Here is a 14,650-nt window from a genome sequence, read left to right as displayed (position 1 = left end):
GGGCCGCCCCCGACGCGGGGCGGCCCGGCGCGCGGTCACGCCGAGGGCGGGGTGAACGAGGAGGTACGCGTCATCCCGGCGGCCCGGCCCTTGGCCGAGATCACCAACGCCATCTTGCGGGACGCCTCGTCGATCATCTCGTCGCCGAGCATCACCGCGCCGAGCTTCCCGCCCGCCTCGGACGTGTAGTAGTCGTACGCGTCGAGGATCAGCTCGGCGTGGTCGTAGTCGGCCTGCGCCGGCGAGTACACCTCGTTCGCGGCGTCGATCTGGCCGGGGTGCAGCACCCACTTGCCGTCGAAGCCGAGCGCGGCCGAGCGCTTCGCCACCTCGCGGAACGCGTCGATGTCGCGGATCTGGAGGAACGGGCCGTCGATGGCCTGCTTGTCGTGCATCCGGGCGGCCATCAGGATGCGCATCAGGATGTAGTGGTAGGGATCGCCCGGGTAGTCCGGGATCAGCGCGCCGACCACCAGCGACTTCATGTTGATCGAGGCCATGAAGTCGGCCGGGCCGAAGATGATCGTCTCGACCCGGGGCGAGGCGGCGGCGATGGCGTCCACGTTGACCAGCCCGGCGGCGTTCTCGATCTGCGCCTCGATGCCGATCCGGCCGACCTCCAGGCCGAGCGTCTTCTCGATCTGCGTGAGCAGCAGGTCCAGCCAGTGCACCTGCTCGGCGTTCTGCGCCTTCGGCAGCATGATGCAGTCCAGGTTCGCGCCGGCGCCCTCGACCACCTCGATGACGTCCCGGTAGGTCCACGGCGTGGTCAGGTCGTTCACCCGGACCACGCGGGTCTTGCCGGCCCAGTCCCCCTCGTTCAGCGCGGCCACGATGTTCTTGCGCGCGTCCGGCTTGGCCAGTGGGGCGACCGCGTCCTCCAGATCCAGGAAGACCTGGTCGGCGGGGAGGCCCTGGGCCTTGCCGAGCATCTTGACGCTGGACCCGGGAACCGCCAGGCAGGACCGGCGGGGGCGACCGACAGCGGTCATGGATGCGCTCCTATCAGCGTCGGGCGGCAGCACGCGACGCGGCGGTGGAAGTCGGAACTTAACGATCCCAAAGGACGGGGCTACGTCACGGTAACCTCGTGCCGTGACCGGGGTGAATGGACCTGTGGAAGATCTCACTGAGCGTCGGATCGTGGTGCTGACCGGCGCAAGTTCGGGCATCGGGCTGGCCGCCGCCGTCGAGCTGGCCCGCCGCGGTGACCAGGTGGTGCTGGTCGGCCGGGACCCGGCCCGGCTGCGCGCCGCCGGCGAGCGGGTGCGCGAGTCCAGCGGTGAGCAGCCGGAGCTGTTCCGCTCCGACTTCGCCGTGCTCGACGACGTACGCGGGCTCGCCGAGCGGCTGCGCGCGAACTACGACCGGATCGACGTGCTGGCCAACAACGCCGGCGCGATCGCGCTCGAACCGGTCACCACGGTCGACGGCTTCGAGCTGAGCATGCAGGCCAACCACCTCGCCCCGTTCCTGCTCAGCAACCTGCTGGCCGACCGGGTACGCCGGATGGTGGTGACCGCCTCCAACGCGCACCGCAGCGGCGTGCTCGACCCGGACGACCTCAACGCCACGCTGCGCCACTACCGGCCGTTCCGGGCGTACGGCACCAGCAAGCAGGCGAACATCCTGTTCACCGCCGAGGCGGCGCGGCGCTGGCCACGGGTGCGGTCGTACGCGTTCCACCCCGGCGTGGTGAGCACCCGGTTCGGCAACGAAAGCCGGGTGGTGGCGCTCGGCATGCGGCTGCTGCCGTTCCGCACCCCGGAGAAGGGCGCGGAGACGCTGGTCTGGCTCGCCGGCCAGGACCCGTCCCGGCTGATCGACGGCGGCTACTACGCCGACCGCAGGCCGCACCGGCCGCGCCCCTGGGCGGCCGACCCGGCGCTGGCGGCCCGGCTCTGGACGGCCAGCGCCGAGGCCGTCGGTCTCGCCGGCTGAGGGACACCGCACCGGTCGACCGGCCGGGCCGCCGCGGGACACCGCGCCGGTCGACCGGCTGGGACACTCGACGCCATGACGACGGGGAACGAGGTCCTGCTGGTCGCGTTGGTCGACCTGAGCGCCGACGCCGACGCCGGCCGGCGCTACGAGGACGCGGTGCTGGCGCTGCTCGACCGGCACGGCGGGCGGCTGGAGCGGCGGTTGCGCACCGGGGACGGCGAAACCGAGGTGCACGTGATCCGGTTCGCCGCCCGCGACGGGCTCGACGCGTTCCTGGTCGACCCGGAGCGCGCCGCGCTCCGCGCGGAGCTGGGCGACGCCGCCCCCACCACCCGCGTGCTGGAGGTCCACGACGTCTGAGGCGTCACTGCGACACGTGCACCGGGACGCTCGTCACCACCACGCCGGGCAGCGCCCGCAGCGCGGCGCGCAGCCGCTGCTCGGCGCGGCTGTGCAGCAACCGGTGCCGACGCCGGCGCAGCACCACCTCCGGCACGATCACGGTGAGCGTCAGCTCCGGGCCGGCGGCGTGCAGCGCCTCCAGGTAGTGCGCCAGCGGCCCGATCACCGACCGGTACGGCGACACGATCGTCTCCAGCCGCAGGTGGTCGCCCCAGGCCCGCCACTGGTCCCGGAACCGGTCCGCCTCGGCCTCCTCCGGCGCGATGTGCACGGCCAGCGTCGGCCGGCCCAGCGAGGCCGCGTACGCCAGCGCGCGCAGCGAGGCCCGGTTCAGTCGGGCCACCGGCACGATCACCAGGTGGCGTACCTGCTGGGGCAGCTCCTCGCCCTCGGCGGAGCCGGCCGGGCCGGGCGGCGCCCCGGGCGGCGGCGGGTGCAGCGCCAGCGCCCGGTGCAGCGTGGCGTAGTGCCGGTGGATCCGGCGGAACAGCAGCACCAGCAGCGGCACCGCGACCACCACCACCCAGGCGCCCTCGGTGAACTTGGCGACCGCGGCGGTCAGCAGCACCAGCCCGGAGAGCGTCGCGCCGACCGCGTTGACCGCGAGCCGCCGGCGCCAGCCCCGCCCGCGCCGGCGTCGCCAGTGCACCACCATCCCGGTCTGCGACAGCGTGAACGCGAGGAAGACGCCGACCGCGTAGAGCGGGATCAGCGTCTGGGTGTGCCCACCGAAGGCGACGAAGACGGCCGCCGCGGCGAGCGCGAGCGCGACCAGCCCGTTGCTGAACGCCAGCCGGTCACCCATGTGCAGGAAGCGGCGCGGCGCGTGCCCGTCCCGGGCCATGAAGAACAGCAGCCGGGGGAAGTCGTTGAACGCGGTGTTCGCGGCCAGCAGCAGGATCAGCGCGGTGGTGGTCTGGAGGATCGCGTACCCGGGGCCGGTGGGGAACGTGACGCGGCCGAGCTGGGACAGCAGCGTCTCGTCCGCCCGGGGCGCCAGGCCGTCCAGGTGGATCAGCCCGACCAGCCCGGCGAAGAGCGTGACCAGCATGGCGACCATCCAGCCCAGCGTGGTGCGGGCGTTGCGCCACTCGGTCGGGCGGAACGCCGGCACCGCGTTGGAGACCGCCTCGATGCCGGTCATCGACACCGCGCCGGAGGAGAACGCGCGCAGCACCAGCAGCAGCCCCAGCCCCTCCGCGGCCGGCACCGCCGGCGGCGGCACCGGCGCGAAACCCCGCGCCGCGGCCTTCGCGTAGCCGACCGCCAGCACCGCGAGGACCACCACCACGAACGCGTACGTGGGCAGCACGAAGATGTTGCCGGCGGTACGTACGCCGCGCAGGTTGCCGGCGAGCAGCACGGCGATCACCAGCACCCCGAGCGGCACGGTCCACCTGGTGAACCCGGGCAGCGCCGAGGTGACCGCGTGCACGCCGGCGGCCACCGACACCGACACGGTCAGCACGTAGTCGAGCATCAGCCCGGCCGCGGCGGCCAGTCCCGCCGTACGCCCCAGGTTGTCCCCGGCCACGAGGTACGACCCGGCGCCGTGCGGATAGGCCGGGATGGTCTGCCGGTAGGAGAGCCCGACCGCGACCATCAGCACCGCCAGCAGCGCGGCCAGCGGCAACGCCAGCCCGAGCGCGGCACCACCGGCCAGCACCAGCACGGCGAGCATCGCCTCCGGCCCGTACGCGACGGAGCTGAGCAGGTCCGAGGAGAGCACCGGCAGCGCGACCAGCTTGCGCATCCGCTCGTAGAGCACGGAGCTGCTGGCCAGCGGCGGGCCGGTCAGGGTCCGGCGTACCCGGGCCACCGCCCGGCCGGCCCGGCTGCCGGGCAGGTACGCCGACCCGGTGGCGACCAGTTCGTCCGGTTGCGCCACGGTGAACAGGTCGATCGGGGCCAACCGCCCGAACCGGGTGGGTCGGGGCGGCTGCCCGCGCCGGCCGAGCGTCGGGTCGACGGGCAGCTCGCCGGCCTTCCGGGGGCCGTGCCAACGCGTGCCGAGCCGGCCGAGCGCGGCCCGCTCCTCGGCGCCGAGCGGCGGGAACTCGGCCGACGGCGTGACCACGGTGCCCGGCTCCGCCGCGTCGTCCCGCTCTGCCTCCACTCCCGCACTGTCGTGCACCGCGGCCGCTCCGGTGGCCGGTTCGGCCACAGTTCGGCCCGGGGAGACACCTCCGATCGGCCCGGGGAGACGTCTCCGGCATCCCGGATCGCCGGAACGCGCATGATCGGAGCCGTGCACACCGCTGGACACCGCCCGCCGCTCGACACGCTGACCCTCGGCGCGCTCGCACTGGCCGTCGCCGCCGTCTCGTCGTCCGCGCCGCTGGTGGCGTTCGCCGCCGCGCCGGCCCTGGCCGTCGCGTTCTGGCGCAACATGTTGTCGGTGGCGGTGCTCGGTCCGGTCGCGGTGACCCGTCGACGGGCCGAACTCCGGGCGCTCCTGGTCGGGCCGGGCCGTCGGGAGGGGCTGTACTGCGTACTCTCCGGGGTGGCGCTGGCCGCCCACTTCGCCACCTGGATGCCGAGCGCGAAGCTCACCTCGGTCGCGGCGGCGACCGCGCTGGGCGCGACGCAGCCGGTGTGGCAGGGGCTGATCGCCCGCTGGCAGGGGCATCGGCTGCCGGCGGCGGTCTGGGCCGGCATCGCGGTGGCGGTGCTCGGCGCGGCGCTCGCCACCGGCGCCGACGTCGCCGTCTCCGGCCGGGCGTTCGCCGGCGACCTGCTGGCCGTGGCCGGCGGCATGTTCGCGGCCGTCTACACCGCCCTCGGCGAGCGTGCCCGGGCCAGCGTCAGCACCACCGGCTACACCACCGTCTGCTACGGCGTGTGCGCGCTGATCCTGCTGGTCGTCTGCCTGGTCGGCGGCGTACGCCTGCACGGCTACGACGGCGGCACGTGGCTGGCCATCCTCGGCCTGGTGGCCGGTGCCCAACTCCTCGGGCACTCGATGTTCAACTACGCGCTGCACCGGGTCTCCGCCACCACGGTCAGCGTGCTGATCCTGCTGGAGGCGCCCGGCGCGGCGCTGATCGGCTGGGTCTGGCTGGGTCAGCTACCCCGGCCGCTGGCCCTGCCCGGGCTGGCGTTGCTGCTGGTGGGCGTCGCCGTGGTCGTGCTCGGCGGCGCGCGGGCCGGTCGGCGCGCCGCGCCGGTCCCGGTGCCGGTCGACCCGCCGCCGCTGCGGGACTGACCGCCGGCCCCACGGTCCGTGGCGGGGCGGCGGCGGCGGGGCACCGGCGGCGGGGCGGCGGCGGCGGTTTCAGCGACGGCGGACTCGGTGCAGGCGGAACGGCTTGCGGACGGCCCGGACCGCGGACGCCGGGCGCGGTTGTTCGGTCAACGGGCCGTCCGGCAGGTCGGCACCGCTCACCGCCGTGCCGGCCGGCGTGAGCCGGTTGAGCGCGCAGCCCTCGGCCGCCCACCGGGCCACCAGCTCGGTGGCCGAGCCGGACGCGTTGAGCCGCTTCGCCGCCACCAGCGGCGCGACGGTGTCCCACTCCTCGGTGCCGGGCCGGAGCCGACCGACCCGCGCCGGCCAGCTCACGATCCGCCCGCCGTGGTCGCCGCGCAGCGTCACCTCGGCCGCGTCGGTGTCGGCCAGCCCGGGCGCCGCCTGCTCGCCGGGGCCGGTCACCACCAGCAACGCGCCGTCCAGCGGCAGGCACCACAACGCGTACGCCGGGCCGTCGCCGACGCCGACCCAACAGACGGCGGCCTTCTTCACCGCCTCGTCCACCAACGGCGGGGTCACCCGTTCGTCCACCTCGTCGCTCACGCCACCATCCTCCCGCATTCCGCCGCCCGAGGGCCCGTCGGAGCGGGCGGGCTCGCGCGGGAGACTTCACCTACGGCGCTACCAACTTGATGGCGTGGATGAGTCACCGCTACCCGGTCGCCAGGAGCCGATGCCGGTTCCCGATGCCGGTTCCCGGGAACGGGAACGGGAACGGTGACTCGTTCACGCCATCAAGTTCGTAGGCGCGGCGGGCTGTTTCTTCCCGGCGCGCCGACAGAGCCGGCGCCCCGCCGCCGGGAGACGGCTCAACCGACAACGGGCCGTTCAGCCGACGAAGGGCGGGACGGTGATCTCGCCGCGGGCCACCGGCACCACCTGACCGGAGACGGTCGCGCCGACCGCCGTTCCGCCGGCCGCGGTCACGGTGCAGGCCAACGACGAGGGGCGGTGGATCTCGATGCCCTGGCGCACCGCGTACGGCGTCCGCCCCTCGCCCGGCAGCAGGCCGCTGGCGACCAGCCAGACGCCCAGCCCGAGCGCGGCCGAACCGGTGGCCGGGTCCTCCGGAACGCCGATCCCGGGCACGAAGACCCGGGCGTGCGCGGTTTGCGACTCCGGGTCCCAGGAGAAGAGGCTGACGTGCTCGACGCCGTACCGCTCCGCCGCCGCCGTGTTCAGTCGCGCCCGGGCCACCGCGTCGGGGCGTACCGGCAGGTAGGGGAACTCCAGGCCGCACCCGGCGACGCGCGGCGGTGGCCCGGCGTGGTCGGCCGCGGTGAGCCCGACGATCTCCAGCAGCGGCTCCGGGTCGAGTTCCGGGCCGAGCGTCGGGGTGCCCCCGGTCAGCGTCGCGCCGGTGGGGGTCACCTCGACCGGCAGCACGCCGGCGCCGCATTCCTGGGTGACCCGGCCCACCTCGAAGAGGCCGCGCCGGCCGGCGGTCACCGCGGCGCCCACGCTGGGGTGCCCGGCGAACGGCAGCTCGTCGGTCGGGGTGAAGATGCGGGCCCGGTAGGTGGCGCCGGCCTGGGTGGGCGCCAGCACGAAGACCGTCTCGGACAGGTTGAACTCCAGCGCGAGCGCCTGCATCTGCTCGGTGGCCAGCGCTTCCGCGCCGAACACCACGGCCAGCGGGTTGCCGGCGAACGGGCGGTCGGTGAAGACGTCCACGATCTCGTAGGCCAAGGTCGACATGCTGTTAGAGAGTAGGCCCTTAGGCTGGTGCCCGTGAGCACGCCGAACCGGGTCTACATCGCTCGACTCGCCGGAGTCGCCGTCTTCGACCCGAACGGCGACCAGGTCGGCCGCGTCCGCGACGCGGTCGCCCGGATGCGTCCGACCCAACGACCGCCGGAGGTGGTGGGGCTGGTCGCCGAGATGCCCATGCGGCGACGCATCTTCCTCTCCATCAACCGGATCACCTCGATCGACCCGGACGCCGTGGTGCTCGGCAGCGGCACGCTCAACCTGCGCCGGTTCGAGAAACGACCGAACGAGCTGCTGGTGCTCCAGGAACTGCTCGACCGGCGGGTCCAGCTCGAGAGCGGGCCGGCCGGCTCGGTCGTGGACGTGGCCATGGAGCACAGCCGGGGCGGCGAGTGGGCGCTGACCCGGGTCGCCGTCCGCGAGCAGACCGGCCGGCTCACCCGCCGCGGCCACCTGCACCAGGTCGAGTGGGACCGGGTCCGCGGCCTCGGCGTCGTGGGCGACAACCGGGGTACGGCCAACCTGCTCGCCGTGCTGGAGGACATGCGCCCGGCCGACCTGGCCAACGCGCTCCAGGACCTGCCCGACGCCCGGCGCAACGAGGTGGCCGCCGCGCTCGACGACGAGCGTCTCGCCGACGTGCTCAGCGAACTGCCCGAACGCGACCAGGTGGAGATCCTGGCCGCCCTGGACCGGGAACGGGCCGCCGACGTACTGGAGGAGATGGACCCGGACGACGCCGCCGACCTGCTCAACGAGCTGCCCCCGCCGGAGCAGGACGTGCTGCTCGACCTGATGGAGCCGAACGAGGCCGACCCGGTGCGTCAACTGCTGCGCTACGCCTCGGGCACCGCCGGCAGCGTGATGACCTCCGAGCCGGTGATCCTGCCCCCGGACGCCACCGTCGCCGAGGCCCTGGCCCGGATCCGGGAGGTGCAGCTCTCGCCCGCCGTGGCCGCGCAGGTCTTCGTGACCCGCGCGCCGTTGACCACGCCGACCGGGCGTTACCTGGGTATGGTGCACTTCCAGCGGTTGCTCCGCGAGCCTCCGGCCGACCTGCTCGGCGGCATCGTGGTCAACGACATCGACCCGCTCCGGACGTCCACCCCGCTGACCGAGATCACCCGCCGGATGGCCACCTACGACATGGTGGGCATGCCGGTGGTGGACCGGAGCAACCGGCTGGTCGGCGCCGTCACGGTGGACGACGTGCTGGACCATTCCCTGCCGCGCGACTGGCGGGACCGGGACGCGGCACCGACCCCGTCCGCCACCGACGACGGGACCGTGGACGATGAGTGAGCAGCGACGCGGCGAGCGGCTCGACCAGCCGCGCGCCCCCCGGGGCCTGCACCTGCCCCGGATCGACGCGGATTCGTTCGGCCGCTGGGCCGAGGGCATCGCGCGGGGCATGGGCACGGCCAACTTCCTGGTCTACATGACGCTGATCCTGGCCGCCTGGTTCCTGTGGAACACGCTCGCCCCGGCGCACCTGCGGTTCGACCCGTACACGTTCACGTTCCTGACGCTGGTGCTCTCCCTCCAGGCCTCGTACGCCGCCCCGCTGATCCTGCTCGCGCAGAACCGGCAGGCGGACCGGGACCGGGTCTCGCTGGACGAGGACCGGCGGCGGGCCACCATGCAGAAGGCCGACACGGAGTACCTGGCCCGGGAGATCGCCGCGCTGCGGATCGCGATGGGGGACGTGGCGACCCGGGACTTCCTCCGCTCCGAGCTGACCCGGCTGGCCGAGGAGCTGGACGAGGCGGCGGAGCGGCGGCGCAAGCTGGAACGGCGGCAGCATGAGCGGGGACAGCAGGACCGCGGACAGCAGGACCGAGGGGCGCGGCGACCGCCCGGTGGGCGCCCGCTCGACGAGCCCCGCGACGAGCTCGACGGTGACCACGCCCACGACGTCCGGCACCAGAGCCCGACGTAGCATTACCGGCATGTCAGCACCCGTCAGCACCGTCTCCGACGCGATCCAGGCCGCGCTGGCCACCGTCAACGACCCGGAGATCCGCCGGCCGATCACCGAACTCGGCATGGTCCGCTCCGCGGAGCGGGACGACGACGGCGTGGTGCGGGTGGAGCTGCTGCTCACCGTGGCCGGCTGCCCGCTGAAGGACAAGCTGCGTACCGACATCACCGCCGCGGTCGGGGCGGTGCCCGGGGTGAGCCGCGTCGAGATCATTTTCGGGGTGATGAGCCCGGAGCAGCGCCAGGAGTTGCAGTCGAAGCTGCGCGGCGGCGGCACCGCCGAGCCGGTGATCCCGTTCGCCCAGCCCGGCTCGCGGACCCGCGTCTACGCGGTGGCCAGCGGCAAGGGCGGCGTCGGCAAGTCCAGCGTCACGGTCAACCTGGCTGCCGCGTTGGCCGCCCGCGGCCTGTCGGTCGGCGTGGTGGACGCCGACATCTACGGCCACTCGGTGCCCCGCATGCTCGGCGCCGACGGCGCGCCGACCCGGGTCGAGGACATGATCATGCCGCCGCAGTCGCACGGCGTGAAGGTCATCTCGATCGGCATGTTCACCCCCGGCAACGCGGCGGTGGTCTGGCGCGGTCCGATGCTGCACCGCGCGCTCCAGCAGTTCCTCGCCGACGTCTACTGGGGTGACCTGGACGTCCTCCTGCTCGACCTGCCGCCGGGCACCGGCGACATCGCGATCTCGGTGGCCCAGCTGCTGCCGAACGCGGAGATCCTGGTGGTCACCACGCCGCAGGCAGCCGCCGCCGAGGTGGCGGAGCGGGCCGGCGCCATCGCGTTGCAGACCCACCAGCGGGTGGTCGGTGTGATCGAGAACATGTCCTGGCTCGAGCTGCCGGACGGTTCCCGGATGGAGGTCTTCGGCGCCGGCGGTGGCGCGGCGGTGGCCGAGTCGCTGACCCGGACCATCGGCGCGCAGGTGCCGGTGCTGGGGCAGATCCCGATGGACACCCGGGTCCGCGAGGGCGGCGACGCCGGCCAGCCGATCGTGCTGACCCAGCCGGACGCGCCGGCCGCGAAGGCCATGTTCGAGGTGGCCGACCGGCTCGCCGTCCGCCGCGAGTCCCTGCTCGGCAAGCCGCTCGGCCTCAAGCCCGCCGGCCGCTGACCCACGTCCCCTCACCCCTCCCCCGCGGATCCCGTGGGGGACGGGGTCAGGTGGCGTCGTCGTAGGACGGGCGCGGGGTCGGGGTGGTGGGGGTGGCGGTGGGGGTAGCCACCGCCGGGCGGGGGGTCGGGGTGCGCAGGTCCGCCGCCTTGGCCACGTCCTTCAGCTCGTCGTGCACGCCGGTGACGTCCGAGCGCAGGTTGTCGTACATGCTCTGCAGCGGCTTCCGGATCGCCTGCTCGTCGTCCTCGCTGAGCAGGTGCTTGCGGATGAACGCCTTCGGGTGCAGGTCCTCCAGTTGGATGTCGGTCCCCAGCTCGCGGCTCAGGTCTCCGGTCGCGTTCCGCGCCATGTTCCGCAGGTTGCGCACCATCCGCAGGCCGTCGTTGATCACGTTGGGCAGCCGGTCCCCGAAGATCAACAATGCCAGGAGCAGCAGGGCGCCGATCTCCCACCAGTTCAGGTTCTCGAACACTCCGGCCTCCTCGTCCGTGTCAGGGCAAGACTACGCACGGAAGGCGGCCCGGCGGGAGGGGGTCACCGGTCCTCACTTGGCGTCCGCGGCGAGCGTCACCGAGGTGTTCTGCCGGGCCGAGCCGCGCCGGTACTCCACCGTCACCACCGAACCCGGCGCGTACTTGCGCACCAGCGCCACCAGGTCGGTCGGGTCGGTCATCGGGTGCTTGTCCAGCCGGAGCACCACGTCCCCGGTACGCATCCCGGCCGCCGCCGCCGGACCGGCCGGCTCGACGGCGTTGAGCCGCACCCCGCCGCCGGTGGCGCCGGTGCCGCCCACCGAGGCGCCGATCACCGTACGCCGGGCCTTGCCGGTGCCGATGATCTCCTCGGTGACGCGCTTGGCCTGGTTGATCGGGATGGCGAAGGCGAGCCCGATGTTGCCGGCCTCCTGCCCGTCGGCCACCAGCGACTTGATCGTCGAGTTCACGCCGACCACCCGGCCCGCCCCGTCCACCAGCGGGCCGCCGGAGTTGCCGTGGTTGACCGCGGCGTCGGTCTGGATCGCCGCGTAGTAGCGGGTCGGGCCGCCCGGCTCACCCGCCTGCATGGTGCGGTCCAGCGCGCTGACGATGCCGGCGGTGACGGTGTTCGCCAGCGACAGCGGCGAACCCATGGCGAGCACCGGGTCGCCCACCGCGAGCGCGTCCGAGTCGCCGAACTGCACCGGCGTCAGCCCGCTGCGGGTGACCTTGATGACCGCGATGTCCGACTCCGGGTCCTGCCCGACCACGGTGGCGGCGGCGGTGCTGCCGTCGTTGAACACCACCGTGGCCTTGCCCGGGCCGTCCGCGACCACGTGGTCGTTGGTGACGATGTGCCCGTCGGTGCTCACCACGAAGCCGGAGCCCTCGCTGGTGCCGCCGAGACTGGCCACCCGGATGGTAACCACGCTGGGCAGCACCCGCTCGGCGACCCCGGCCAGCGACTCCGGCTTGCGCTGGGCGAGCGCCGGGGCCTGCCCGGCCTGCGCGCCCAGCGTCGGCACGGCGCCGCCGCCCAGGAAGGCGTAGGTCAGGGCGCTGCCCAGTGAGCCGGCCAGCAGCGCGGTGATCAGCGAGATCAACACCACCTGACGCAGCCCCGGCCGGGTCGGCGCGTCCGGGTCGGTGACCGGCTCCGGTTCACCCGCCCCGGTGGGCGCGGTGGCCGGGACCACCACGGCCGCGGGCGCGTACGGGTCCCGCCACGGGTCGGCCAGCGCGTCGGACCACCAGGGCGACGTCGTGCCACCCCCGGCGCTCGGCGGTGGCTGCCCGGGCACCGGCCCTCCCGCCGGTGCGCCCGAGCCGCCGGGCCGGCGCCAGTCCCAGCCGTCGGTCACGTCCGTGCCTCCCACATTCGTCCCGCGCGTCCCGCGCCGACGCCGGCGGAGCCGGACGATCGAGACGCGCGGGACCCATCCAGGATTGCACGGATGCCCCGGGTGGAGTCAGGGGTTGCCGCCCGTGATCGCCCGAGGGCCGACTCGCGGCTGCGCGCGTACCGGCTCGCCTCTACGCTCACAGTGCCAACCGACCCCTCGCACCAACCCCGCCCCCAGGAGGTGCCCCATCGCCACGGTCGCCGGTCCCGGCGGTTCGACGGCCCAGGCGTTGCAGTTCGCCGAGTCGTACGTCACCGAGGACATCGTGCTGCGCACGGCCCGCGCCCTCGCCCACGAGGTGGGTGTGGAGGCGGTGACGTCCGGTGCCGGTGCCGCGCTGCGCCTGCTCGCCGCCGCCGGCAACGCCCGCGCGGTGGTGGAGATCGGCACCGGCACCGGGGTCAGCGGCGTGTGGCTGCTGCGCGGTATGCGCCCCGACGGCGTGCTCACCACGATCGACGTGGAGGTGGAATACCAGCGCATCGCCCGGCGGCTGTTCCAGGAGGCGGGCTTCCCGTCGGGGCGTACCCGGATCATCACCGGTCGGGCGCTCGACGTGCTGCCGCGTCTCGCGGACGGTGTCTACGACCTGGTCTTCGCGGACGCGCCGGGGCCCGGCTTCGCGGCGTACGTGGACGCGGCGCTGCGGCTGCTGCGCCCCGGCGGGGTGCTCGCGCTCAACGGCGCGCTGGCCGCCGGCCGGATCGGTGACCCGGCCGCGCGGGACATGGAGACGGTGACGGTGCGGGAGACCATCAAGGCGATCCGCGAGTCGGAGCACTGGGTGCCCGCGCTGCTGCCGGTCGGCCACGGGCTGCTCGCCGCCGTGAAGAGCTGACGCCGCCCGCTCAGCCCAGCGTCGCCAGCCAGCGCAGCAACCCGCGTACGCCCCAGCCGGTGGCGCCCCTGGTCAACTCGCCGTGCACGTCGTCGGACCAGGACGGGGCGGACATGTCCAGGTGCGCCCAGCGGTCCCGCAGGTCGCCGGTGAACTCGCGGAGGAAGAGCGCGGCCACCACCGAGCCGGCGCCCCGGGCCGGGGAGCTGTGCAGGTCGGCGACGTCGCTGGCCAGGTATTCCAGGTAGTCGTCGGCGAGCGGCATCCGCCAGGCCCGCTCGCCGGCCGCGGTCATCGCGGCCAGCAGGTCGGTGGCCAGGTCGTCGTTCTCGGCGTAGAGCGCGGCGTGCCGCTTGCCCAGGGCGACCGCGTTCGCCCCGGTCAGGGTGGCCAGGTCGACGAGTAGGTCGGGCTTCAGCTCCCGGACCGCGTACGCCATCGCGTCGGCCAGCACCAGCCGCCCCTCGGCGTCGGAGTTGGTGCTCTCGCTGGTCAGCCCGCCGTAGTGCCGGATCACGTCGCCGGGGCGGAACGCGGAGCCGCTGACCATGTTCTCGGCCAGCGGGGCCAGTGTGGTGATCCGGACCGGCAGGCGCAGCGCGGCGGCGCCCAGCGTGGCGGCCACCACGGCGGCGGCGCCGGCCATGTCCTTGCGCATCAGCTTCATGGCCGGCACCGGCTTGATCGAGATGCCGCCGGTGTCGAACGTGATGCCCTTGCCCACCAGCACCACGTGGGTACGCGCGCCGGCCGGCCGCCAGTCCAGTTCGACCAGGCGCGGCCCCTGGACGGAGCCGCCGCCGACGGCCAGGATGCCGCCGAAGCCCTCGGCCGACAGCTCCTCCGGGCCACGCACGCGCAGGTGCAGGTCGGGGCGGTCGGCGGCGGCGGCGGCCACCTGGTCGGCGAACCACGCCGGATGTTTGGTGGAGGACGGGGTGTTGGTCAGGTCGCGGGCCAGCCGGGTCATCTCGGCGGTGACCCGGGCCGCGGCCAGCGTGTCGGCGAGCGCGTCCGGGTCGGCCACCAGCACGTCCACCCGGGCCAGGGCGGGTTGCGCGCCGGACTCGGTGAGCCGGAACCGGTAGGAGCCGAGCAGCAGCCCCTCGGCCAGGCCGCGCAGCGCCGACTCGGACCCGTCCGGAACCGAAATCGTGATCTGCGTCTCATCCTTGCCGGCACGGGCCAGCGCGGCCCCGGCGGAGCGCCAGCCCGCCTCGTCGCCGTCGCCGACGCCGAGCAGCCAGAGCCGGCTCGGGGCCTCACCGGGACGCAGATGTTCGCGGATCTCGCCGGCCGCGCCGGTGAGGCGGGCGGCGGGCAGCAGCGCGGTCGCGGCGACCCGGACGTCGTCATCGGGCGGGACGGCGGTCGGGACCAACGTCGGCGGGGCGTCCGGCCCACCGGGACGGATGGGCAGGACGAGGGCGTCGGGTCGCGTGGACCCGCTCACCAGACGAATGGCCAGCACGCTGGACCGTACCTCCGAAAACGCTCTAAGCGGGACGCGTTGCCGCTTACCGGCCGAGGAA

The 14,650-nt window shown here is 74.3% G+C and carries 14 protein-coding genes; 7 read left to right on the top strand and 7 right to left on the bottom strand.

Going from position 1 to position 14,650, the window contains the following annotated elements; all coding sequences use genetic code 11:
- Window positions 1–35 precede the first annotated feature (35 nt).
- The gene (locus tag ACLQ2W_RS06650; protein ID WP_425785650.1) at window positions 36–992 is read right to left on the bottom strand and encodes an HpcH/HpaI aldolase/citrate lyase family protein; all 957 of its coding nucleotides are present in this window, start codon (window positions 990–992) and stop codon (window positions 36–38) included.
- 124 nt (window positions 993–1,116) lie between these two features.
- Between ACLQ2W_RS06650 and ACLQ2W_RS06645 the strand changes: the two genes are divergently transcribed.
- Both ACLQ2W_RS06645 and ACLQ2W_RS06640 read left to right on the top strand, forming a co-directional pair.
- Window positions 1,117–1,941, top strand: a complete 825-nt coding sequence (locus ACLQ2W_RS06645) for an SDR family NAD(P)-dependent oxidoreductase (protein WP_425785649.1) — start codon at window positions 1,117–1,119, stop codon at window positions 1,939–1,941.
- Window positions 1,942–2,016: 75 nt separating this feature from the next.
- Window positions 2,017–2,304 carry a hypothetical protein gene (locus ACLQ2W_RS06640; RefSeq protein ID WP_281943119.1) on the top strand — a complete coding sequence of 96 codons (288 nt, stop codon included), beginning with the start codon at window positions 2,017–2,019 and terminating at the stop codon, window positions 2,302–2,304.
- Between the two features lie 4 nt (window positions 2,305–2,308).
- On the opposite strand, the gene ACLQ2W_RS06635 is transcribed toward ACLQ2W_RS06640, so the two are convergent.
- A complete protein-coding gene (locus ACLQ2W_RS06635) occupies window positions 2,309–4,462 on the bottom strand; it encodes an APC family permease (protein WP_425785648.1) in 2,154 nt (717 codons plus the stop codon).
- Between the two features lie 132 nt (window positions 4,463–4,594).
- On the opposite strand from ACLQ2W_RS06635, the gene ACLQ2W_RS06630 reads away from it, so the two are divergent.
- Entirely contained in the window at window positions 4,595–5,551 is a 957-nt protein-coding gene (locus ACLQ2W_RS06630) for a DMT family transporter (RefSeq protein ID WP_425785647.1), read from the top strand.
- A 69-nt stretch (window positions 5,552–5,620) separates the two neighbouring features.
- Here the strand turns inward: ACLQ2W_RS06630 and ACLQ2W_RS06625 are convergent, their stop codons facing one another.
- Together ACLQ2W_RS06625 and ACLQ2W_RS06620 are read right to left on the bottom strand one after the other, a co-directional pair.
- Entirely contained in the window at window positions 5,621–6,154 is a 534-nt protein-coding gene (locus ACLQ2W_RS06625) for a hypothetical protein (RefSeq protein ID WP_425785646.1), read from the bottom strand.
- A gap of 267 nt (window positions 6,155–6,421) precedes the next feature.
- Window positions 6,422–7,291 (bottom strand): PhzF family phenazine biosynthesis protein, encoded by an 870-nt coding sequence (locus ACLQ2W_RS06620; protein WP_281943127.1) that lies wholly within the window; start codon window positions 7,289–7,291, stop codon window positions 6,422–6,424.
- Between the two features lie 33 nt (window positions 7,292–7,324).
- Between ACLQ2W_RS06620 and ACLQ2W_RS06615 the strand changes: the two genes are divergently transcribed.
- Genes ACLQ2W_RS06615 through ACLQ2W_RS06605 form a run of 3 tightly spaced genes read left to right on the top strand, consistent with a single transcriptional unit; the run spans window position 7,325 to window position 10,398 of the window.
- Window positions 7,325–8,605: a magnesium transporter MgtE N-terminal domain-containing protein gene (locus tag ACLQ2W_RS06615; RefSeq protein ID WP_425785645.1), complete on the top strand. Its 1,281-nt coding sequence runs from the start codon at window positions 7,325–7,327 to the stop codon at window positions 8,603–8,605.
- On the top strand, window positions 8,598–9,242 hold the full coding sequence (locus tag ACLQ2W_RS06610) for a DUF1003 domain-containing protein (protein WP_425785644.1): 645 nt from the start codon (window positions 8,598–8,600) through the stop codon (window positions 9,240–9,242). The genes ACLQ2W_RS06615 and ACLQ2W_RS06610 overlap by 8 nt, the downstream gene beginning before the upstream one ends.
- 10 nt (window positions 9,243–9,252) lie before the next feature.
- Entirely contained in the window at window positions 9,253–10,398 is a 1,146-nt protein-coding gene (locus ACLQ2W_RS06605) for a P-loop NTPase (RefSeq protein ID WP_281943133.1), read from the top strand.
- A gap of 46 nt (window positions 10,399–10,444) precedes the next feature.
- Here ACLQ2W_RS06605 and ACLQ2W_RS06600 read toward each other — a convergent pair whose 3' ends face one another.
- Together ACLQ2W_RS06600 and ACLQ2W_RS06595 are read right to left on the bottom strand one after the other, a co-directional pair.
- A complete protein-coding gene (locus tag ACLQ2W_RS06600) occupies window positions 10,445–10,873 on the bottom strand; it encodes a preprotein translocase subunit TatB (RefSeq protein WP_281943135.1) in 429 nt (142 codons plus the stop codon).
- A 72-nt stretch (window positions 10,874–10,945) separates the two neighbouring features.
- On the bottom strand, window positions 10,946–12,253 hold the full coding sequence (locus ACLQ2W_RS06595) for a S1C family serine protease (protein ID WP_425785643.1): 1,308 nt from the start codon (window positions 12,251–12,253) through the stop codon (window positions 10,946–10,948).
- A gap of 256 nt (window positions 12,254–12,509) precedes the next feature.
- Between ACLQ2W_RS06595 and ACLQ2W_RS06590 the strand changes: the two genes are divergently transcribed.
- Window positions 12,510–13,118 carry an O-methyltransferase gene (locus ACLQ2W_RS06590; RefSeq protein ID WP_281943139.1) on the top strand — a complete coding sequence of 203 codons (609 nt, stop codon included), beginning with the start codon at window positions 12,510–12,512 and terminating at the stop codon, window positions 13,116–13,118.
- A gap of 10 nt (window positions 13,119–13,128) precedes the next feature.
- On the opposite strand, the gene ACLQ2W_RS06585 is transcribed toward ACLQ2W_RS06590, so the two are convergent.
- A complete protein-coding gene (locus ACLQ2W_RS06585; RefSeq protein WP_425785642.1) occupies window positions 13,129–14,589 on the bottom strand; it encodes a leucyl aminopeptidase family protein in 1,461 nt (486 codons plus the stop codon).
- Window positions 14,590–14,650: the final 61 nt, after the last annotated feature.

Source organism: Micromonospora sp. DT227 (assembly GCF_049841835.1).
Taxonomy (GTDB): Bacteria; Actinomycetota; Actinomycetes; order Mycobacteriales; family Micromonosporaceae; genus Micromonospora.
The sequence above is the reverse complement of the archived record's forward strand: the minus strand, read 5'-3'. Positions and strand labels throughout refer to the sequence as shown.